23 protein-coding genes and 1 pseudogene are annotated in these 21,614 nt (G+C 54.4%); 14 read left to right on the top strand and 10 right to left on the bottom strand.

The genetic code is table 11. From position 1 onward, the window contains the following. The first annotated feature begins 39 nt into the window (after positions 1-39). The 3 genes and pseudogenes from AC2FAP_RS07755 to tnpA all read left to right on the top strand — a co-directional run bounded on the left by AC2FAP_RS07755 (position 40) and on the right by tnpA (position 1,509). A complete protein-coding gene (locus tag AC2FAP_RS07755) occupies positions 40-405 on the top strand; it encodes a hypothetical protein (RefSeq protein ID WP_063215750.1) in 366 nt (121 codons plus the stop codon). Between the two features lie 213 nt (positions 406-618). Next, positions 619-912, top strand: a complete 294-nt coding sequence (locus tag AC2FAP_RS07750) for a YciI family protein (protein WP_449541722.1) — start codon at positions 619-621, stop codon at positions 910-912. A gap of 162 nt (positions 913-1,074) precedes the next feature. After that, a pseudogene (gene tnpA, locus AC2FAP_RS07745) lies at positions 1,075-1,509 on the top strand (IS200/IS605 family transposase). 84 nt (positions 1,510-1,593) lie between these two features. Here tnpA and ychF read toward each other — a convergent pair. Further along, positions 1,594-2,688 (bottom strand): redox-regulated ATPase YchF, encoded by a 1,095-nt coding sequence (ychF, locus tag AC2FAP_RS07740; RefSeq protein WP_014170508.1) that lies wholly within the window; start codon positions 2,686-2,688, stop codon positions 1,594-1,596. Positions 2,689-2,814: 126 nt separating this feature from the next. Beyond that, on the bottom strand, positions 2,815-3,399 hold the full coding sequence (gene pth / locus AC2FAP_RS07735; protein WP_006175913.1) for an aminoacyl-tRNA hydrolase: 585 nt from the start codon (positions 3,397-3,399) through the stop codon (positions 2,815-2,817). Positions 3,400-3,673: 274 nt separating this feature from the next. Between pth and ychH the strand changes: the two genes are divergently transcribed. Both ychH and AC2FAP_RS07725 read left to right on the top strand, forming a co-directional pair. Further along, on the top strand, positions 3,674-3,949 hold the full coding sequence (ychH, locus tag AC2FAP_RS07730; RefSeq protein WP_014170506.1) for a stress-induced protein YchH: 276 nt from the start codon (positions 3,674-3,676) through the stop codon (positions 3,947-3,949). 124 nt (positions 3,950-4,073) lie between these two features. Next, complete coding sequence (locus AC2FAP_RS07725; RefSeq protein WP_449541721.1) at positions 4,074-5,132, top strand: MerR family transcriptional regulator; 1,059 nt, start codon at positions 4,074-4,076, stop codon at positions 5,130-5,132. Here the strand turns inward: AC2FAP_RS07725 and dauA are convergent. The 4 genes from dauA to lolB form a co-directional block, all read right to left on the bottom strand. After that, positions 5,118-6,797 (bottom strand): C4-dicarboxylic acid transporter DauA, encoded by a 1,680-nt coding sequence (dauA, locus tag AC2FAP_RS07720; protein ID WP_449541720.1) that lies wholly within the window; start codon positions 6,795-6,797, stop codon positions 5,118-5,120. The two genes, AC2FAP_RS07725 and dauA, sit on opposite strands and share 15 nt — an antisense overlap. A 124-nt stretch (positions 6,798-6,921) precedes the next feature. Continuing rightward, positions 6,922-7,869 carry a ribose-phosphate diphosphokinase gene (gene prs, locus AC2FAP_RS07715; RefSeq protein WP_003856663.1) on the bottom strand — a complete coding sequence of 316 codons (948 nt, stop codon included), beginning with the start codon at positions 7,867-7,869 and terminating at the stop codon, positions 6,922-6,924. Positions 7,870-7,995: 126 nt separating this feature from the next. Next, entirely contained in the window at positions 7,996-8,865 is an 870-nt protein-coding gene (gene ispE, locus AC2FAP_RS07710) for a 4-(cytidine 5'-diphospho)-2-C-methyl-D-erythritol kinase (RefSeq protein WP_047356818.1), read from the bottom strand. Continuing rightward, positions 8,862-9,473, bottom strand: coding sequence for a lipoprotein insertase outer membrane protein LolB (gene lolB / locus AC2FAP_RS07705; protein WP_020882344.1), 612 nt, complete (start codon positions 9,471-9,473; stop codon positions 8,862-8,864). The genes ispE and lolB overlap by 4 nt, the downstream gene beginning before the upstream one ends. A gap of 201 nt (positions 9,474-9,674) precedes the next feature. Here lolB and hemA point away from each other — a divergent pair, with 201 nt between their 5' ends. From hemA to kdsA, 6 genes are read left to right on the top strand one after another with little or no spacing between them, the layout of a single operon-like run. Then, positions 9,675-10,931: a glutamyl-tRNA reductase gene (gene hemA, locus AC2FAP_RS07700; protein WP_014170500.1), complete on the top strand. Its 1,257-nt coding sequence runs from the start codon at positions 9,675-9,677 to the stop codon at positions 10,929-10,931. A gap of 41 nt (positions 10,932-10,972) precedes the next feature. After that, positions 10,973-12,055 (top strand): peptide chain release factor 1, encoded by a 1,083-nt coding sequence (gene prfA, locus AC2FAP_RS07695; RefSeq protein WP_014170499.1) that lies wholly within the window; start codon positions 10,973-10,975, stop codon positions 12,053-12,055. After that, positions 12,055-12,885 (top strand): peptide chain release factor N(5)-glutamine methyltransferase, encoded by an 831-nt coding sequence (prmC, locus tag AC2FAP_RS07690; RefSeq protein WP_032678346.1) that lies wholly within the window; start codon positions 12,055-12,057, stop codon positions 12,883-12,885. Before prfA ends, prmC begins: the two co-directional genes overlap by 1 nt. Continuing rightward, positions 12,882-13,274: an invasion regulator SirB2 gene (sirB2, locus tag AC2FAP_RS07685; RefSeq protein WP_025203913.1), complete on the top strand. Its 393-nt coding sequence runs from the start codon at positions 12,882-12,884 to the stop codon at positions 13,272-13,274. The genes prmC and sirB2 overlap by 4 nt, the downstream gene beginning before the upstream one ends. A gap of 3 nt (positions 13,275-13,277) precedes the next feature. Then, a complete protein-coding gene (sirB1, locus tag AC2FAP_RS07680) occupies positions 13,278-14,087 on the top strand; it encodes an invasion regulator SirB1 (protein ID WP_014170496.1) in 810 nt (269 codons plus the stop codon). Between the two features lie 36 nt (positions 14,088-14,123). Next, positions 14,124-14,978, top strand: a complete 855-nt coding sequence (kdsA, locus tag AC2FAP_RS07675; protein WP_014170494.1) for a 3-deoxy-8-phosphooctulonate synthase — start codon at positions 14,124-14,126, stop codon at positions 14,976-14,978. A gap of 92 nt (positions 14,979-15,070) precedes the next feature. On the opposite strand, the gene chaA is transcribed toward kdsA, so the two are convergent. Then, positions 15,071-16,165, bottom strand: a complete 1,095-nt coding sequence (gene chaA / locus AC2FAP_RS07670) for a sodium-potassium/proton antiporter ChaA (RefSeq protein ID WP_020882349.1) — start codon at positions 16,163-16,165, stop codon at positions 15,071-15,073. Positions 16,166-16,434: 269 nt separating this feature from the next. Between chaA and chaB the strand changes: the two genes are divergently transcribed. Next, entirely contained in the window at positions 16,435-16,665 is a 231-nt protein-coding gene (gene chaB / locus AC2FAP_RS07665) for a putative cation transport regulator ChaB (protein WP_032680829.1), read from the top strand. Positions 16,666-16,842: 177 nt separating this feature from the next. Beyond that, complete coding sequence (locus AC2FAP_RS07660; protein ID WP_020882351.1) at positions 16,843-17,538, top strand: gamma-glutamylcyclotransferase; 696 nt, start codon at positions 16,843-16,845, stop codon at positions 17,536-17,538. 40 nt (positions 17,539-17,578) lie between these two features. On the opposite strand, the gene AC2FAP_RS07655 is transcribed toward AC2FAP_RS07660, so the two are convergent. From AC2FAP_RS07655 to AC2FAP_RS07645, 3 genes are all read right to left on the bottom strand, one after another. Next, entirely contained in the window at positions 17,579-17,818 is a 240-nt protein-coding gene (locus AC2FAP_RS07655) for a DUF1883 domain-containing protein (protein WP_014170489.1), read from the bottom strand. Positions 17,819-18,029: 211 nt separating this feature from the next. Then, positions 18,030-19,814 (bottom strand): methyl-accepting chemotaxis protein, encoded by a 1,785-nt coding sequence (locus tag AC2FAP_RS07650; protein WP_014170487.1) that lies wholly within the window; start codon positions 19,812-19,814, stop codon positions 18,030-18,032. A 106-nt stretch (positions 19,815-19,920) separates the two neighbouring features. After that, on the bottom strand, positions 19,921-20,274 hold the full coding sequence (locus AC2FAP_RS07645; RefSeq protein WP_160890445.1) for a DsrE/DsrF/TusD sulfur relay family protein: 354 nt from the start codon (positions 20,272-20,274) through the stop codon (positions 19,921-19,923). Positions 20,275-20,347: 73 nt separating this feature from the next. Here AC2FAP_RS07645 and nasR point away from each other — a divergent pair, with 73 nt between their 5' ends. Further along, positions 20,348-21,532, top strand: coding sequence for a nitrate regulatory protein NasR (gene nasR, locus AC2FAP_RS07640; RefSeq protein ID WP_153852539.1), 1,185 nt, complete (start codon positions 20,348-20,350; stop codon positions 21,530-21,532). Positions 21,533-21,614: the final 82 nt, after the last annotated feature.

Genomic DNA, 21,614 nt, shown 5'->3' with positions numbered 1-21,614 from the left:
TAGCAAACCCTGGTGTTGTAAAAAAAGGTGTAAAGGGCAATGAATATTATCGATGGTATCCAATTTAATGATTCAAATGAAAGTGTTGTTTTTAATTACTATAGTTGGGTTGAGTTAATTAAAGCGATCATTGTTAAATATGCGAATAAAACAGAGAGTGAGGCTGAACGAATAGTATTAGCCTCTCCACTTGTTCGTTTTACGGAAAATGATTACATGTCTATTGCTTTGCGCAGTCATGAAAATGAATATCATTGGGCAATGTTAATTGCTTATGGTGATCAATATTGGACGACAGGAGTTTCTCCAAATGAACCTGACGGATACTTCGAGTGGGAAAAGGAATACAAGGAAAAAAATAAACTGGCAGAAGAAAACTTTATTTTTAGTGATCAAGTGAAATAAAAAGCTTAAAAATAAAGAGCTTACCAGTTTGTATCGTATGTTATGGCATTATTATGGTGAAGCGTAAAATAATATCTCATAGTGATCCCTTTTAAGATTAAAATTTCCGCTAAAAATTATAACGTGATCTTATGGCATAAGAGGAACTGTTTCTGTAGGTTCAACGAACGACTTAATTATTACTTAGAGAAAAACCTAACGGAAAGGCAAAGGATGAGCACGGTTTACATAGTTATTTTGACCTTTATAAAACCACTCGAAGAGATTGACGCAGCGATACCTGCTCATGTTGAGTGGCTTAAAAAGGGATACGCAGAAGGAATTTTCCTGACGTCCGGTAGACGGATCCCAAGAAACGGTGGTGTCATTCTCGCTAAGTGTGAGAGTCTTGCCTCTCTTGAAGAGCGCTTGCGTGAAGATCCTTTTCAGAGGTTAAAGCTTGCGACTGCTGAGCTCATTCCTTTTGAACCCAGCATGAAAACAGAACTCCTGGAAAATGTATTTTGACCCTGCAATACAAAATCCACGCCAAGGCGTGGATTTTTTCATTGTCATCCCTAAACCACCTCCTGGGGAGGTGGTGATTGTTCCTGTAAGGCTCTAGCCTGAAGAATGCCCATGTCGAAATATCTTTGCTTACTCACCACAAGTAAAAGGAGACAAACCGACATGGGGCTTTACAGGAGTTCATCACATGTATATTGGCGTTGCAAATACCACATAGTCTGGACGCCGAAGTACCGTTTCAGGATCCTGAAAGATAAGCTGGGTAAAGAACTTTACAGGACAATCTACATTCTCTGCGGAATCAAAGATTGTGAGGTTCTGGAGCTAAATGTTTAGCCAGATCATGTACATCTCGTTGTCATTGCCCCACCGAAAATTTCTATATCCACTCTGATGGGGCATCTGAAAGGCCGCAGCGCTATCAGGCTCTACAATCGTTTTCCGCACATAAGAAAGAAGCTATGGGGCAATCATTTTTGGTCCCGCGGATACTTTGTAGATACGGTGGGGGTAAATGAAGAAATAATCAGACGATATGTGCGGCATCAGGAGAAAACGGAACAGACACATGAACAGCAGATGGAATTGTTAGAGTAGTTAGTGGAAAGTGATAGTAGCCCCCTTACAGGGGGCATTCTCAAAAACCACCTTCTAAGAAGGTGGTCTTTTACTCAAAACAAATCAAACGTTAAACAGGAAGTTCATCACATCGCCATCTTTAACGATGTAATCTTTCCCTTCCGCACGCATCTTGCCTGCTTCTTTCGCGCCTTGCTCACCCTTGTAGGTGATAAAGTCTTCAAACGCGATAGTCTGCGCACGAATGAAGCCTTTCTCGAAGTCGGTGTGGATCTTACCTGCCGCCTGAGGCGCAGTCGCACCGACAGGAATCGTCCACGCACGCACTTCTTTCACGCCAGCGGTGAAGTAGGTCTGCAGGTTCAGCAGCTCATAGCCTGCGCGGATCACGCGGTTCAGGCCCGGCTCTTCCAGACCCAGCTCGGCCATGAATTCGTCACGGTCAGCGTCGTCCAGCTCTGCAATGTCGGATTCAACGGCAGCGCAAACCGCTACAACCACTGAACCTTCAGCCGCCGCGATTTCACGCACTTTGTCCAGGTACGGATTGTTCTCGAAACCGTCTTCGTTAACGTTGGCAATGTACATAGTTGGCTTCAGAGTCAGGAAGCTCAGATATTTGATTGCCGCCTTGTCTTCTTCTGTCAGGTTTTTCAGCGCGCGCAGCATGCCCGCGTTTTCCAGCTGTGGCAGACATTTTTCCAGCGCAGCCAGTTCTGCTTTCGCGTCTTTGTCGCCACCTTTGGCTTTCTTCTGCACGCGGTGAATCGCGCGTTCACAGGTGTCGAGGTCAGACAGTGCCAGCTCGGTGTTGATCACCTCGATGTCGTCAGCCGGGTCCACTTTGTTGTTAACGTGGATGATGTTGTCGTTCTCGAAGCAACGCACAACGTGACCAATTGCTTCCGTTTCACGGATGTTGGTCAGGAACTGGTTACCGAGGCCTTCGCCTTTGGATGCACCTTTCACCAGGCCCGCGATGTCCACGAACTCCATGGTGGTCGGCAGAATGCGCTGCGGCTTCACGATTTCCGCGAGCTGGTCCAGACGCGGATCGGGCATTGGCACTACGCCGGTGTTCGGTTCGATGGTACAGAACGGGAAGTTCGCCGCTTCAATACCTGCTTTGGTGAGCGCGTTGAACAGGGTGGATTTGCCCACGTTTGGCAGACCGACGATACCGCATTTGAATCCCATTTCTAAATCACCTTAATATCTTGATAATCAATCCGTTAACGATAACCGATTGATGAAAAGTAAATAACTACGCCTATTATACACGTAACCCGCACCACGCGCGGTAAAAAAGCCGTATCGGGCGGATTATTGCGCTTTGAAAGCGTGTAAGCGGTTTGTCGCTTTGGTTAGGCCATCCTGCAGCCAGATTTCAGTGCAGCGCACCGCTTCGTCGACCGCTTCGTCAATCAGTTTCTGCTCAGAAACCGGTGGCTTACCCAGTACGAAACCGACAACTTTGTTTTTATCGCCCGGATGGCCGATTCCCACGCGCAAACGGTGGAAATTGGGGTTATTGCCCAGCTTGCTGATAATGTCTTTCAGACCATTGTGACCGCCATGACCACCGCCCAGTTTGAATTTTGCCACACCGGGGGGCAGGTCCAGCTCATCGTGGGCCACCAGAATTTCATCCGGGTTAATGCGATAAAACGTCGCCATGGCTGCAACAGCTTTGCCGCTCAGGTTCATAAAGGTGGTGGGCACCAGCAGACGGACATCTGCGCCAGCAAGATTGATACGTGAGGTATACCCGTAGAATTTTGGTTCTTCACGCAGGGGAGCACGTAACCGTTCGGCCAGCAGATCAACGTACCAGGCACCGGCATTGTGGCGGGTCGCCGCGTACTCTGCGCCTGGGTTCGCGAGGCCGACAATCAGTTTAATCGTCACGATTCAATTCCTAATGGGTTCCAGATCTGGCGCGTAGTTTACTGTCTGACGCGCCGCTTGACAAAATTCTGCTGCCCGAACCGCGAGATATGAATAATTACTTATCTGAACAATTAGAATTTCAAGCTGTTCAATGTCTTATTTGTAAACTTTTGTCTGGGAGTTATCTGTAAATGTGATCATTCACGCAACTCATAAAAGAGCCGTTGTCTATACTTTACACACAAGGATCAGGGGCTTTTCCCCTTACAACCCAAAGTTCCGGAGGTGACATATGAAACGCAAAAACGCTTCGATACTCGGTAATGTGCTGATGGGGTTGGGACTGTTTGTGATGGTCGCTGGCGTGGGTTATTCAATTTTAAACCAATTGCCGCAGCTTGACCTTCCGCAATACTTCGCGCATGGCGCGGTATTGAGTATTTTCCTTGGTGCAGTGCTATGGCTTGCCGGTGCACGCGTGAGTGGACATGAAGAAGTCTGCGACAAATACTGGTGGGTACGCCATTACGATAAGCGCTGTCGCAGGGACCAGCACAAACACAGCTAACGTGCTACGGCGAAAGAACACCGAAACGGCTCCTCATGGAGTCGTTTTTTTTTGCATGAAAGGTTGACCCTCACGTAACGTAAGGCTTCAGAGTGGTGCCACTGGCAAAGTAAAAGGAGCAGTTATGTTGATTCAGGTGGGTGAACTCGCGAAACGAGCCGGGATCACCGTGCGAACATTGCATCACTATGAGCAAACAGGGTTGTTACTGCCTTCTGCCAGAAGTGCGGCAGGTTACCGGCTGTATAATCTGGCGGATGTGCAACGTTTGCATATGATTCAGGTGCTGGCAAAAGCTGGGCTGGAACTTGCTGAAATCAGGGATTTTCTGAAACAGGGGTCGCTGTCGTTAACCGAATTACTCGATGCGCAAATCAGTTTGCTGGATAAGCAACTGCGCAGCATGCTGACGCTGCGCGAGAGACTGGTGGAATTGCGTACCGGGCTTACCAACGATGCGGCACCCAATCTGGAATCCTGGCTACAGACTCTGGAGTTAATGAATATGTACGAACGCTGGTTTAGCAAAGAGGAGTTACAGCAGTTGCCGTTTGCCGTACAGAAGGAGGCACTTGCGGATATCTGGTCAGGTCTGGTTGCTGAGGCAAATAGCCTGCTGAAGCATAATATCGACGTTTCGGATCCCCGTGCCAGGGATCTGGCGACGCGCTGGATGTCACGCCTGGAGCAGGATACAGCAGGTAAGCCGGAATTTCTCACCCGGCTGAACGAGATGCACAGCGTCGAGCCGCAGATGCGTGAGCAGACGGGTATTACGGCGGAAGTGACTGACTATATTACGCGGGCGTTTGCCGAATCGAAGCTTGCCATCTGGGAAAAGTATCTCTCTGCAGAAGAGATGGCCTTTACCCGCGCACACTATTTTGATCGCATGATGGAGTGGCCGCCACTGGTAGCGAAATTGCATCAGGCGCAGCGGGAAAACCTTGACCCGTCTTCCGGTGAGGCGCAAATGCTCGCTGAACACTGGCGGGTATTGTTCCAGTCATACGCGGGAACGAATCCTGAAACCCAGCAAAAGTTTCGCGTTGCCATGCAGCAGGAGCCGCATCTGATGAAAGGAACATGGATGACGCCTGCCGTGCTTGCATGGCTCCAGCAGGCGATAGCCGTGATGATGCAGAGACGTTTCTCTGCATCAGGGCATTCACAGATCCGCTAACGCGGCTTCACGGTTGGGATAAAAGGCCAGGCGGCCAGGGATCGGCTGCACGCCAGCGCGCGCCATGGTGCGCAGCGGCTGGAATTCGAGTTTACTCACCCGCAGTTCGCAGCCTTCCGGCAGACGCGAAACGAAACGCTGGAAGGCATCCAGACCACCCGCATCCAGCACCGGCACGGCGTCCCATTTCAGCACCACAATGCGTTTGCCCACGATACGGGTTTCCAGTTCGCTGAACAGACCTTCCGCGGCAGCAAAGAACAACGGGCCAATCACACGCAGCACCAGCACATCGTCAGGTACCTCTACGTTAACCGGGGAAAGGCGCGTCATCTGCGCAATACGGCGCATAAACAGCAGGGAGGCCAGCACGATCCCGACGCTGATGGCGATAACCATATCGAACAGCACGGTCAGCGACATACACATCAGCATCACGATGATGTCGTCTTTCGGTGCGCGACGCAGCAGATTGACCACCTTATGTGCTTCGCTCATGTTCCACGCCACCATCAGCAGCAGGGCCGCCATGGCTGAAAGCGGCAGCCAGGAGAGCAGCGGGGCGAGGACCAGCAGGGCGAGGATCACCAGCACGGAGTGGATAACTGCTGATACCGGCGACGTAGCCCCGGCACGTACGTTTGCCGCAGAGCGGGCGATGGCCGCTGTTGCCGTAATACCGCCAAAGAACGGGGCGATGATGTTGCCCAGACCCTGCCCAACCAGTTCGCTGTTGGCTTTATGCTTGGTGCCGGTCATGCCGTCCAGCACGACGGCACAGAGCAGGGATTCAATGGCCCCCAGCATCGCCATTGAGAAGGCCGCGGGCAGAAGGGCGCGCAGGGAGTCCCAGCTTAAGGTGAAGCTGGAACCCGGCATATCCCATGGCAGTACCAGTTGCGGTAGAAGTTGAGGAATACCGCTTCCCTGTGAACCGTCAGCCAGAACATAGTGGAACTGAGATCCAATGGTCGCGACGTGGCCACCAAAGAGATTAACGATGGCCATCACGGCACAGCCCAGCAGCAGGGCGGGCAGGTGGCCAGGCAGACGAATGCCTAAACGAGGCCAGATAATCAGCGTGCCCAGGGTAACAATCCCGATGGCGGCATCGCCCGGGTTGGCGGTGGGGAGCGCCATAAACAGCGCCCCGACTTTTTGCAGGTAATGTTCAGGGACGTGGGCCATCTGCAGGCCGAGGAAGTCCTTGATCTGCATTGTCCCGATGGTAATGCCAATCCCGGAGGTGAACCCCAGCGTCACGGAAAGGGGAATGTATTCAATCAGCCGGCCAAAACGGGCCAGACCAAACAGGATCAAAAAGACGCCGGACATCAGGGTGGCGACCAGCAGGCCTGCCAGGCCAAACTGCTGAGAAACGGGATAGAGGATCACCACAAATGCGGCTGTCGGGCCGGAAACGCTGAAGCGAGACCCGCCCGTTAGCGCAATCACAATCCCGGCGACGGCCGCCGTGTAAAGCCCATACTGCGGTGCTACGCCGCTGCCAATTGCCAGTGCCATGGCGAGCGGAATGGCGATAATCCCGACGGTGATACCGGCAATAAGGTCACGCATAAAACGTGAAGCGGTGTATTTCTCTTTCCAGCAAGCGTCGATGAGGGCGCGAAAGGGAAGAACATGTGAGGAGGTTACGTGTTTCACAATTATCTCTCATCCGTGTGCGCATCATCTGTCATGTGAATGGCAGGTGAAGGAGGCATTGATCATACAAATAAATATCAGAGACAAAAAAACCCGCCGCAGCGGGTTTTTCGGCCGTGTTCGATTAGTGTTCGAACATTGCTGAGATAGATTCTTCGTTGCTGATACGACGAATCGCTTCGGCCAGCATCCCGGACAGGGTCAAGGTGCGCACGTTTGGCAGCGCTTTGATCTCGTCACTCAGTGGGATGGTATCGCACACCACTACTTCGTCGATAACGGAGTTGCGGAGGTTGTTTACTGCATTGCCGGAGAAGATCGGGTGAGTCGCGTAGGCGAATACGCGCTTGGCACCACGCTCTTTCAGCGCCTCTGCTGCTTTACACAGCGTACCGCCGGTATCGATCATGTCGTCAACCAGCACGCAGTCACGGCCAGCAACGTCACCGATGATGTGCATCACCTGAGAAACGTTAGCGCGTGGACGGCGTTTGTCGATGATTGCCATGTCGGTATCGTTCAGCAGCTTAGCGATAGCACGAGCACGTACCACGCCGCCGATGTCCGGAGAAACCACGATTGGGTTATCCAGATTCAGCTGCAGCATGTCTTCCAGCAGGATTGGGCTACCGAATACGTTATCAACCGGAACGTCGAAGAAGCCCTGGATCTGTTCTGCATGCAGGTCAACGGTCAGAACACGGTCAACGCCAACGCTGGAGAGGAAATCAGCGACAACTTTGGCAGTGATTGGCACACGCGCGGAACGGACACGACGGTCCTGACGAGCATAGCCGAAGTAAGGAATAACAGCAGTGATACGGCCTGCTGAAGCGCGACGCAGGGCGTCGACCATAACAACCAGTTCCATCAGGTTGTCATTTGTTGGAGCACAGGTGGACTGGATGATGAAAATATCACCACCGCGTACATTTTCATTGATTTGTACGCTGACTTCGCCGTCGCTAAAGCGACCTACAGCGGCGTCGCCGAGGGAAGTGTACAGGCGGTTGGCAATACGTTGTGCTAGTTCCGGGGTGGCGTTACCAGCAAAAAGCTTCATATCAGGCACGAGAAGAACCTCAGGCATGCGTCCAGTGGTGGATAGCGTTCGCCGCAAACTGTGCGGGCCAGGCGAAATGCTATCCAGGCGGTGTATTAAAGAGCGCGATGCAACGTCTGGAACAGGGTGACGTTGTCACCGAAACTCAGTCTGCGCCAGAATGGCTTGCTGTAGGGGGGAGGTGTTCATCCCACGTGCTACAAAACCATGCAGCCAAACCGGCGCTTGCTCAAGCACCTGACGAGCGGCGGATTCGGTGTCAAATTCAGCAAAGACACAGGCCCCTGTGCCAGTCAGGCGCGACGGCGCGTATTCTAACAGCCAGGAAAGCACCGCATCAACCTCGCGAAAACGTTTTCTTGCGATAACCTCGCAATCGTTGCTGAATTCACAATTTAATAACGTTTCTATTGACCGCACCGGGGTATTCCGTGGCAGGTCAGGATCGTTGAAGATGACCGGGGTCGGAATGCTGACGCCCGGGTGGGCCACCAGGTACCATTTTTCCGGCGGCTCGACCGGGGAAAGTATTTCGCCCACCCCTTCAGCAAACGCCGCATGACCGCGCACGAAGACCGGGACATCCGCCCCCAGTGTTAAGCCTAACGCTGCCAGCTCATCCTGAGATAACCCGCAGCCCCAGAGGTGATTCAGGGCAACCAACACGGTGGCGGCATTTGATGAGCCACCGCCCAGTCCACCGCCCATCGGCAGACGCTTCTCAATACGGATATCCGCGCCGCTTCCTGCCGTCAGGCGACCGGTGTCCGACGCCACTTTCATCAGCAGACGTGCAGCGCGCACAATCAGGTTATCTTCATGCGCCACGCCATCAACCGGCGTCAGCAGGCAAACCTCGCCGTCCTGACGCGGGTCAATCGCGATTGTGTCGCCGTAATCAAGAAACTGAAACAGCGTCTGCAGGGTATGGTACCCGTCAGCACGCTGTCCGGTGATGTATAAAAACAGGTTCAGTTTTGCCGGAGAAGGCCAGTGGGTCATCATTTAACGATCCAGTTGTCCATTTTCAGCTTGATGCGCTGGCTGCCCTGGGTCAGTTCCATGTTGGATGGCAGGGAAGGCCTGGTGTTGCTGTCATAGGCGCTGTACACCACTTTCCAGGTTTTGCCGTTCTGGGTGTAGTTCACCTGGCTCAGACGGTACTGGTCGTCAAGCTGGTAGTCGGTCGCGTCACCCGGCAGGCCCAGGATCCACTGGCGCAGGCTGTTCAGCGGAATAGGCATTCCGGTCAGCTTGCCGATCATCTCTTCGGCGTCGGTGGCGGTATAGTGCTTGCCTTTGTTATCGGTGATCTGCGCTTCACCCGGTTTGGCAATAAGCTCCAGTTCGGTGCTGCCCAGCGGGTTTAACAGCAGCAGGCGATAGTTGTCCTGCCCGGTTTGCTGCCAGAAGAAACGCGCATACACTTTTTGTTCATCAGAGAGATAAGCGAAGGCACCACGGGTCTGGTACTGGCTCAAATTGCGGACGTCCTGCTGGTGCTGACGCCACTGCGGTGAATCAGGGCTTTTGCCCGGGCCTTTAGGTTGGGTGACGGTACATGCGGTCAGAACCAGTGCCGCCAGGGGCAGCAGGCGAATCAGTCGGGTCATAATGAGGACAAATCCTTGAGATACGTTGCAGTTATAACTGTTAATGCTAGCGTCGAAGGGTGCCACCGTCTACGTTCAAATTATCTCAAAGCATTGTATAAGCTATTACTCCGAAAGGGGGCAGTCTCTTTTATTGATCTCGCGCATCCTGTATGATGCGTTCTGCTAACCTTATTAACGCTGGTACTACTCCCGCTCAACATGACCCTATTAGCACTCGGTATTAACCACAAAACAGCCCCGGTTTCGCTGCGAGAACGCGTCACGTTTTCGCCGGATACGCTTGACCTGGCGCTGGACAGCCTGCTTGCACAGCCGATGGTGCAGGGTGGCGTGGTGCTCTCGACGTGCAACCGTACTGAACTCTACCTAAGCGTTGAAGAGCAGGACAACCTGCATGAAGCGCTGATCCGCTGGTTATGTGATTACCACAACCTCAACGAAGAAGAGCTGCGTAATAGCCTCTACTGGCATCAGGATAACGATGCAGTCAGCCATCTGATGCGTGTGGCCAGTGGCCTGGACTCGCTGGTGCTCGGCGAGCCGCAAATTCTCGGTCAGGTGAAAAAGGCGTTTGCCGATTCGCAAAAAGGGCATCTGAAAGCCAGTGAACTGGAGCGTATGTTCCAGAAGTCATTCTCCGTGGCGAAGCGTGTGCGAACCGAAACCGACATTGGTGCCAGTGCGGTTTCTGTTGCTTTCGCGGCCTGTACCCTGGCCCGTCAAATCTTTGAATCCCTGTCGACCGTCACTGTGATGTTGGTCGGGGCGGGCGAAACCATCGAACTTGTGGCGCGCCATCTGCGCGAACATAAAGTTAAAAAGATGATTATCGCTAACCGTACCCGCGAACGTGCTCAGGTGCTGGCGGACGAGGTGGGGGCCGAGGTGGTTGCCCTGAGCGACATCGATGAGCGCCTGAAAGAGGCAGATATTATCATCAGCTCTACCGCCAGCCCGCTGCCGATTATCGGTAAAGGGATGGTCGAGCGAGCGCTGAAATCCCGCCGTAATCAACCGATGCTGCTGGTGGATATTGCCGTCCCGCGCGATGTCGAACCGGAAGTCGGTAAACTGGCGAACGCCTACCTTTACAGCGTGGACGACCTGCAAAGCATCATTTCGCATAACCTTGCCCAGCGTAAAGCGGCGGCGGTTCAGGCGGAAACCATTGTAGAGCAGGAAACAAGTGAGTTTATGGCCTGGCTGCGCGCGCAAAGCGTCAGCGAGACTATCCGCGAGTACCGCGGTCAGGCGGAGCAGGTGCGTGATGACCTGACCGCCAAAGCGCTGGCCGCCCTTCAGCAGGGCGGCGACGCAGAAGCCATTATGCAGGATCTGGCCTGGAAACTGACCAACCGCCTGATCCATGCACCAACCAAATCTCTTCAGCAGGCCGCCCGTGACGGGGATGATGAACGCCTGACTATTCTGCGCAACAGCCTCGGGCTGGAATAGCGCCCTATACCCATTTTCTATTACAAGGTGCATTTACGCCTATGAAGCCTTCTATCGTCGCTAAACTGGAAGCTCTGCACGAGCGCCATGAAGAAGTACAGGCGCTGCTCGGCGATGCCGGGACCATTGCTGACCAGGAACGTTTTCGCGCGCTCTCGCGTGAATACGCGCAGTTGAGTGATGTATCAAAATGCTTTACCGACTGGCGACAGGTCCAGGAAGATATTGAAACCGCGCAGATGATGCTCGACGACCCTGAAATGCGCGAGATGGCGCAGGAAGAGTTGCTGGACGCAAAAGCGCGTTCTGAAGAGATGGAGCAACAGTTGCAGGTGCTTCTGCTGCCAAAAGATCCGGACGATGAGCGTAACGCCTTTGTCGAAGTCCGCGCCGGGACCGGCGGTGACGAAGCGGCACTGTTTGCCGGCGATCTGTTCCGTATGTACAGCCGCTACGCCGAAGCGCGTCGCTGGCGCGTTGAGATCATGAGCGCCAACGACGGTGAACATGGCGGCTACAAAGAGGTTATCGCTAAAATCAGCGGTGATGGCGTGTACGGTCGTCTGAAGTTTGAATCCGGCGGTCATCGCGTGCAGCGCGTACCTGCCACCGAATCTCAGGGGCGAATTCACACTTCTGCCTGTACGGTTGCGGTGATGCCAGAGCTGCCTGAAGCAGAATTGCCGGACATCAACCCGGCGGACCTGCGTATCGATACCTTCCGCTCCTCCGGGGCAGGTGGTCAGCACGTTAACACCACCGATTCCGCTATCCGTATTACCCACCTGCCGACCGGCATCGTGGTGGAGTGCCAGGACGAACGTTCACAGCACAAGAACAAAGCCAAAGCCTTATCCGTGCTGGGCGCGCGTATCCACGCGGCTGAAATGGCAAAACGTCAGCAGGCGGAAGCCTCCACGCGTCGTAACCTGCTGGGCAGCGGCGATCGCAGCGACCGTAACCGTACCTATAACTTCCCGCAGGGCCGTGTTACCGACCACCGCATCAACCTGACCCTGTACCGTCTGGACGAAGTGATGGAAGGAAAGCTGGATATGCTGATTGAGCCTATCGTGCAGGAATACCAGGCCGACCAGCTGGCAGCACTGTCCGAGCAGGAATAATGGAGTTTCAGCACTGGTTACGGCAGGCCGCCAGTGAGCTTTCCGCGAGCGAAAGCCCTAAACGTGACGCCGAAATTTTGCTTGAGTTTGTGACGGGGAAAGCCCGCACTTACCTGCTGGCTTTCGGCGAGACCCAGCTGAGCGCTGAGCAGGAAGCGCAGCTCGCTACGCTGCTTGCCCGACGCAAAACCGGTGAGCCGGTGGCGCATCTGGTCGGGGAGCGTGAGTTCTGGTCACTGCCGTTGTACGTCTCCCCAGCGACCCTGATCCCACGTCCGGACACCGAGTGTCTGGTGGAGCAGGCACTGTCGCGTTTACCCGCACAAGCCTGCCGAATTCTCGATCTTGGAACCGGCACTGGCGCAATTGCCCTGGCGCTGGCCAGCGAGCGTCCGGACTGCGAGGTGACAGCGGTTGACGTGATGCCCGATGCGGTAGCGCTGGCGCAGCGTAACGTGGCGCGTCTGGGCTTCCCGAACGTCACCGTTCTGCAAAGCAGCTGGTTTAGCGCGCTGGATAACCGCACGTTCGGGATGATTGTCAGCAACCCTCCCTATATCGACGAGCATGACCCGCACCTGACGCAGGGGGACGTGCGTTTCGAACCGCTGACGGCGCTGGTCGCTGCCAACGAAGGGCTGGCGGATATTGTGCATATTGTGACAACGTCACGACAGCATTTGCTCCCCGGCGGCTGGCTGCTGGTCGAGCACGGCTGGACGCAAGGGGACGCGGTGCGTGACGTGTTCATCGCTGCAGGTTATCGTGCGGTGGAGACCTGCCGCGACTATGGCGGCAACGACCGTCTGACGCTGGGACAATGGGCATGAGTCTCTTTACCGTGCTGATCACGGCCCACCTGATAGCCGTTGCCCTGACCATCAGCTTTTTCATCGTCCGTTACTGGTGGCGTTACAGCAATAATCCGCTGATTGACGCCCGCTGGGTGCGTATTGCGCCGCACTGTATTGACACGGTGCTGTTTCTCTCAGGGGCCGGATTAATGTGGAAGACCGGCTATCTGCCATTTACTGATAAAGGCGCATGGCTGACTGAAAAGCTGTTTGGCGTTATCATCTACATCGTTTTGGGTTTTATCGCGCTTGGGCGTCGTCGTCCGCGCAGCCAGCAGACCGGTTTTATCGCCTTTTTGCTGGGGCTGGTGGTGCTGTACATCATCATTAAACTCGCCACCACAAGAATACCGTTACTGGGGTAAGTCATGAGGTCCTTAGCCGATTTCGAATTTAATAAAGTGCCGCTTTGCGATGGCATGATCCTGATTTCGGAGATGATCCGCGACGATTTTACGTCGCAGTACGTCTACGAAGAGCTGGAGAATCTGGTCAGCCTGGCGCGTGAAGAGATCAATCAGGCGCGCCCGCAGGACTGGCAATTAGAGAAGCTGCTTGAGCTTTTCTACGGCGAATGGGGTTTCTGCGACACGCGTGGCGTGTATCGTCTGTCTGACGCACTATGGCTGGATCAGGTCTTAAAAAATCGTCAGGGCAGCGCGGTTGCGCTGGGTTCCATTTTGCTGTGGGTCGCGCATCGTCTGGATATTCCACTGGTGCCGGTCATTTTCCCGACGCAGATGATCCTGCGAGCGGAGTGGCTGGACGGTGAGATGTGGCTCATTAATCCGTTTAATGGCGATACGCTGGATGAGCATACGCTGGACGTCTGGTTAAAAGGCAATATCAGCCCGGTTGCCGAGCTCTTTAATGAAGATCTCGACGAGGCGGATAACGCCGAGGTGATCCGTAAACTGCTGGATACGCTGAAATCTGCGCTGATGGAAGAGCGTCAGATGGAGCTGGCATTACGTGCCAGTGAAGTGCTGCTGCAGTTTAATCCGGAAGATCCGTACGAAATCCGCGATCGCGGGCTGATTTATGCCCAGCTTGATTGCGAGCATGTGGCGCTGAACGATCTGAATTATTTCGTTGAGCAATGCCCGGAAGACCCGATTAGCGAAATGATTCGTGCGCAGATCAACGCGATCTCGCACAAACAAATTACACTGCATTAATCTTAATTCCGATTCACACCTGAATAAGGCGATCCTATGAAACAAAAAGTGGTTAGCATTGGTGATATCAACGTGGCAAACGACCTGCCGTTCGTGCTGTTTGGCGGTATGAACGTGCTGGAATCCCGTGATCTCGCGATGCGTATCTGCGAGCACTACGTGACCGTGACCCAGAAACTGGGTATCCCGTACGTGTTTAAGGCCTCTTTTGACAAAGCCAACCGTTCCTCCATTCATTCTTACCGTGGCCCGGGCCTGGAAGAGGGGATGAAAATTTTCCAGGAACTGAAACAGACCTTTGGCGTGAAAGTGATCACCGACGTGCACGAAGCTTCTCAGGCGCAGCCTGTTGCGGACGTTGTCGACGTTATCCAGCTGCCGGCGTTCCTGGCGCGTCAGACGGACCTGGTGGAAGCGATGGCGAAAACCGGCGCGGTCATCAACGTGAAGAAACCTCAGTTCGTGAGCCCTGGCCAGATGGGTAACATCGTCGATAAATTTATCGAAGGCGGCAACGACAAAGTGATCCTGTGTGATCGTGGCGCAAACTTCGGTTACGACAACCTGGTCGTTGATATGCTCGGCTTCAGCGTGATGAAGAACGTGTCCAACCAGTCTCCGGTTATCTTCGATGTGACCCATGCGCTGCAGTGCCGCGACCCGTTTGGTGCAGCTTCTGGCGGCCGCCGTGCGCAGGTCACCGAGCTGGCGCGCGCCGGTATGGCGACTGGCCTGGCCGGTCTGTTCATTGAAGCGCACCCGGACCCGGACAACGCGAAGTGCGATGGCCCGTCCGCCTTGCCGCTGGCTAAACTGGAGCCGTTCCTGAAACAGATCAAAGCGATTGACGATCTGGTGAAGAGTTTCGACGAGCTGGATACCAGCCACTAATAAAAAAACCCGCTTCGGCGGGTTTTTTTTTGTTATTCCTCTTCCGATGGAAGAGGTGTCGGGTGTGGCCTCAGAGCCTCACTGAACAACGCTTAGGCAAATATTGTCATCAGATAGGCCACAAACAGCGCCATGTGCGCCGCGCCGTTCAGCACGTTGGTGCGCCCGGTCGAGAAGGATATCTGACACAGCAGCAGTGAAGCCACCATCACAATCATCTCTGGCGCACCCAGCGCGAACTGCAGCTCGTTACCGGTCATAAAGGCAATCAGCGTCACCACCGGCACGGTGAGTGAGATAGTCGCCAGGACCGAGCCAAAGAACAGATTCATTGCGCGTTGCACCTGATTGTTCAGCACCGCCCTCAACGCCCCCAGACCCTCAGGCGACAGGATAAGCAGCGCCACCAGGAAACCGGTAAACGCGACCGGAGCATTCAGCTCGGTTAACAGCGTCTCCAGCGGATTGGCGTTCATTTTGGTCACGGCGATAACCGCAATCAGATGTACGATCAGCCAAACCGTATGCCACGCGCTGCTGTGAGCCGACGGCTTACCGTGATGCGGGTCGTCGCCATCATCTTCATGTTCATAGACGAACAGGCTCTGGTGCGTTTTGGTCTGAATCAGCAGGAACACGCCGTACATGGCTGCGGAAATCAGCGCAACCAGCAGCGCCTGACCGGTTGAGAAGTTGGCCCCCGGCAATGCCATCGGGAAGACCAGCACAATAATTGCCAGCGGGAAAAGGGCAATCAGATACTGTTTTATGCCGAACAGATTCATGTACTGGGTCGCAAATTTGCGGCCGCCCAGTAACAGTGAAAAGCCCACCAGACCACCTGTCACAATCATAATGATGGAGTAGAGGGTGTCACGCATCAGGGTCGGTGCGGCGTCACCGGTCGCCATCAGCGCGGAAATCAGGCTGACTTCGAGGATAACCACCGAAAGGCTGAGAATTAACGAGCCGTAAGGCTCACCCAGGCGGTGGGCTAATACGTCCGCATGGCGAACAACGCTAAAGGCGCTGGTTAAGATACCCACCAGAGCAAGAATATTGATACCAACTACCACTGGCAGTGACTGACTGCTTCCCCAGAAGAGCAGCACAGCCAGTGCCAGGACCGGGAAAATGAGTGATGTCTCCTTGTGGCGGGTCTTCACCGCCTCGTGTGCTGCTGTCATGTGCTTCTCCATCAATGCAGGTGCTTGTAATTATAGATAGAATTTTCGGTCATTAAATTAACAGATCTCTGTTAAATACCCTTGATTTTTTACTCAATTTTACTGTTTGTAATGTTTTGGCTGTGTGGTGTCGATAATATGGTGTGTTCTATAATTAATCCTTTAATAACATAATATTAAAATTATCATTTACGCATAATTCTCAATTGACTGGCACCCTGCCGTATCGTCGTCCACACTTATCTCTTTAACCAAAAGAGGGGTTAGCGATGCCATATAAAACGAAACGCGAATTACCAGACAGCGTGCAACACGTATTGCCCGCGCACGCGCAGGATATCTACAAAGAGGCCTTTAACAGCGCCTGGGATCAGTATAAAGATAAAGAAGATCGACGTGATGATGCCAGCCGTGAAGAGACCGCGCACAAAGTCGCCTGGGCCGCAGTAAAACATGAATATGAGAAAGGAGACGACGATAAATGGCATAAAAAGAAATAGCCGTGAAATCATTCGCTGCCTTCGTTTTGACTTTTCAGGCGGTTGAACTTCCGTTGTATTGCAACTGGCCCGTGAATTGCTTATCGTTACTCAACTGCTGGCAAAATGACCAGCACACAATGCCGGGAGGGCGGATTACAGATGTCGCAAGGAAGCATGCAGTGGCGGAGGTGGAAAGTGTTAACGCGTGATTTCTTAATGAAGGCAGATTGTAAGACGGCATTTGGTGCTATTGAGGAATCGCTTCTCTGGTCAGCTGAACAACGTGCGGCGTCGCTCGCTGCCACGCTGGCGTGCCGCCCGGATGATGGCCCGGTATGGATTTTTGGCTACGGTTCGCTGATGTGGAACCCGGCTCTCGAATTTGTCGAATCGGCAACAGGCACACTTCCTGGCTGGCATCGCGCATTTTGTTTGCGCCTGACGGCCGGTCGAGGTAGCGCGTGTCAGCCGGGACGCATGCTTGCACTAAAAGAGGGCGGACGCACCACGGGGGTGGCCTACCGCCTGCCGGATGCAACGCTGGAAGACGAACTGACGCTGCTGTGGAAGCGCGAGATGATCACCGGCTGCTATATGCCGAGCTGGTGCAAGCTGGAACTTGATGACGGACGTACCGTTAACGCGCTGGTGTTTATTATGGATCCGCGCCATCCGCTGTATGAAGCGGATACCCGCACGCAGGTTATTGCCCCGTTGATCGCTGCCGCCAGTGGACCGCTGGGCACCAACGCGCAGTATCTCTTTTCGCTCGACCAGGAGCTGACGCGCCTCGGCATGAAGGACGATTGTCTGAATGAGCTGGTGGTGAAAGTGAAAGCGCTGCTGGAAGGGAACCCGCTGAATAATACGCTGCGTCCCGGTTTTGCCTGAGAATGCGCCCGGCTGCGTGAGCAGGCCGGGCGTTTGTCTCTTATGCAGCAACGTAGCTTACGGAATGCTCCAGTGACTGGCTATGGCTGTCAATCAGGACATCCCACGTGCCGGTGTACGGCACGGTAAGCCATGCCTTGTCATCCTGCACGGTCAGGATATCCGCCTGCGAGTGTTGTTGTGCTTTCGAACTCATCAAATGAATGCGGCAGCGCTCAGAACACCGCACCACGACCGTATCCCCGCCAAACAATTTCAAACTTGTTTTTACCAGTGCCATTTTTTACCCCGTAGTCTTAAACAACGCTCTCCCTGCTGCCATATCCGAGCGTGATATTGTTCACAATTCACTCATGGCATAACACCAAAGGGGGAGGGTGAGGATGCTGACTTTGATCAAAAAATGGCGTAACGATTAAACAAAAATGACAAAATTCCTGAAAATTTACTCTGGCGCGCGTTTTGCCCGCTGAACGCGCGCCACCCTAAAATTAAATGCGGAAATGCCCGGCAGTTTCAGCAAGGTCGCCCGCCTGGCTCTGCAGCGCGCCGGCTGCAGCGGCAGATTGCACCACCAGTTCGGCGTTCTGCTGAACCATTCTGTCCAGATGGGTCACCGCATGGTTAATCTCCTGGATACCTTTCATCTGCTCGCTGGTGGCGATGGAGATTTCACGCATGATGCCCGACACGCTACCGATGCTGGAGCGGATTTCGTTCATGCTTTCCCCGGCCAGATGAACGTAGCGGGAGCCGGTAGCCACGCTGTTAGTGGTGGAATCGATAAGCGTTTTAATCTCTTTCGCGGCCTGCGCGCTGCGGCTGGCCAGATTACGCACTTCGCCGGCCACCACGGCAAACCCACGGCCTTGCTCTCCGGCGCGTGCGGCTTCCACCGAGGCATTCAGCGCCAGGATATTGGTCTGGAAGGCAATCCCGTCAATCACGCTGGTGATGTCGCCAATCTTCGCGGAAGCCACTTCAATGGACTGCATGGTGCTGATGGCCTGAGATACCACCTCGCCGCCGCGAGCCGCCGCCGCAGAGGCCTTACTCGCCTGGTCATTGGCTTCAGCCGCAGACTCGTTCGACTGGGTTACTGACGCGGTGATCTCTTCCACGGCGCTGGCCGTTTCGCGAAGGCTGGAGGCGGCCTGCTCGGTACGCCCTGAGAGGTCCTGGTTACCTGCCGCAATTTCCCGCGCGGCGTTTTTCACCGATGCGCTGGCATCCCGCAGTTGTACCATCACCACCGAGAGCTTGTCGCTGAAGGCGTTAAACGCCTGCGCTATCTGCGCCACTTCGTCATCGCCGCTGTCCGGCAGGCGTTGCGACAGATCGTTAGTGCCGTTCGCAATGTTATGCATCGCATCGCGAATGTCAGACAGGCGCTTCAGCAGACGCGCAATCAGGAAGTGAACAATGGCGCCGCTGAGTAAGGCCAGGATCACCAGCGAGATGGCCGAGGCTTTCAGCAGCGAGCGCATTCCGGAGGTGGCATCGCCTGTGTCCAGGGCAACAACCAGCATCCAGTTCGTACCCGGCACGGCGGTTGCCACGAAGGTTTTTTCGGCGCCATTGAAGGTCCCGTTTACCGGGTTTCCGCTTTTCAGCGCCGCAAAGTCGATGCCTTTGAGGGTTTCGGCGAACGGTTTAAGCGTCAGGGCAGGGTCGCTGGCGGCAATGACGGTGCCATCGCTATTCAGCAGCAGCCCGCTGCTTGCCGGGGTTGGGTGGATCCCGCGCACGTTAGCTACCACGCTGTCCATCGCCACATCGCCAGCCACCACGGCTTTCAGAGTACCGTTTTCTTTCACCGGCACGGCAAACGTCACCACCAGTTTTCCGCTACCGGCGTCAACGTAAGGCGCGGTCACGACCGGGCTATCCTGGCTTACGACCTGCTGATACCAGGGACGGATCGTGGGGTCATAATCCGCCGGTACGCCCGCTGGTTCAGAGAATTTCGCCGTTTTGCTGGCATAGCCAACGTATACGTTAGTGAACCCACCCGCCTGGGCAAGCTGTTTAAAGACCGGAACCGGATCGTCACTGAGCGCAACGGTTTGTGCGGAGGCGATAACCGTCATTTTGCTCTTCACCCAGTCGGCAATCGCCATGTTATGGCTGGCGCTGGTGCTGGTCAGGATGTCGCGCTGTGACTGCTGGTTATCCTGGCGTGTGACCTGAAAATTGATGACAGTATTAAGAAGAAGGGCGACGACCAGACAACCTGTCGTCGCGGCAATGATGCGTGCACGAATGGATCTGAACATAAGTGAAATACCTGCTGTGTTGTTTCCATGCCTATCGGCAACCCTGCAGGTAAACTTGATGCTGAAACCGCGTCCATAAGAAAATAATATTTTTACGGGTTTATTATTAAAAAGTTAATACTTTATCGGCGCGCAGAGTCCACTCGGCCAGTTCAACGAGCGTGCCGATTTCCACACCTTCAATCAGCGGCAATCCCGTGATGCCGCGCCCGTCGGCGCAGGTCTTGCACAGTTTGACCGGAACGTTTTGCGCAGTCAGGATCTCCAGCATCTGCTGGATGTTGTAGCCTTCTGCCGGTTTTTGCCCCTTCAGCCCGGCGGTGACCGCATCCGACATTAAAAAGAGCCGTAACTCCAGTTCACTCTCTTTATCACGTAGCGCGATCGCCAGACGCAGGCTGTTAAAAAGGGATTCGCTGCCGTAAGCCGCACCGTTGGCGACGATAACAATCTTCTGCATGTTGACTCCTGTTCTTTTAAAAGGCACGAATATTGCTTAGCTATCCGGGGTTTCGCTGTCCGGGAGAGTAAGCATGACATTTATGGCTGGCATTTCGCCAGGTGCGACCGAATGGCTCCAGCGTGCAAGGTCGATGCGCCGGGAGCAACTGAGCAGGCTGGCACAGCTTGGCGTGCTGGTTAACGCCATCAGTCTGCTGGTGCATATGCTGCAGTGCGAGCGTGGAGCCTCTAACGTCTGGCTCTGCTCACAGGGTAAGCTGTACGCTGCCGAATGCAAAGCGAGCCGGGCGCTGGTGAATGAGAACCTCACTGCGCTTTATGACGTTCTGGATAATCACTCCCCGTTCCAGGGCAGCGGCGTGTGCGAACGTATAGCCGCCGCGCTGCTCAGTCTGGATAACCTGTCAGCCCTTCGTGACGGCGTTATTCAGCAAACCATCACGGCCCCGCAGGCGATGGATCACTATTGTCGCATCCTGCGTCATCTGCTCAGTATCGTACCGCAGCTTAATGACAGCATTGACGATCCGCAAATCGCAGGCCGTTTTGTCGCGCTTTATAGCCTGATGCAGGGTAAAGAGCTGGCGGGACAAGAGCGGGCGCTGGGCGCCATTGGCTTCACGCAGGGCTATTTTGACGATGGCATCCGTCAGCGGCTGGTGGACCGGATTGACGGGCAGCAGGCCTGCTTCGAGATTTTCATGACCCACAGCACGGCGGATGTGCAAACCACCTTTTCCCAGAATTGCCAGCCTGACCGTGAGACGGAGCAACTGAGGCGCGTGGCCTGTACCCGCCAGCCAGCCGCTGACAATGGCCATACCGCACTGGCCTGGTTTGCTCTGCAAACGGCACGCCTTGAGCATCTGCGTACCCTGGAGGAGATGGTTATCGCCGATCTGATGATCGCGGTGGACGAGCGTATCCATCGACAGGAGGACTACACGCTACCGGCTGAGGAGCAGGACGATCCGCTGGCCTCTTATCCGGATAAGCCCTTGTTAACCCTGGTTCGCCAGCAGGCGCGCGAGATAGAACAGCTTTCCCGTCAGCTCGCGTCACTGCGCGATACGCTCGAAGAGCGCAAAACCATCGATAAAGCGAAAAGCGTACTGATGACCCATCAAAAGATGAGTGAGGAACAGGCATGGACGGCGCTGCGTAAAATGGCGATGGACAAAAATCAGCGCATGGTAGATATCGCCCGCGCGCTGCTCACCGTGAAGAGCTTGTGGCAGGTAACCCCTAAGGAGTAGCTGCACAATGAGTGGGCATTTAGTGCCTGATTGAGGTGCGCGGTCGTGGAGATTTCCCGGTAAACGCCCAAAAAACAGGGCA

The sequence above is a fragment of the Enterobacter cloacae complex sp. 394I7 genome, assembly GCF_057320345.1.
This window is presented reverse-complemented; position numbering and strand designations above follow the sequence as displayed.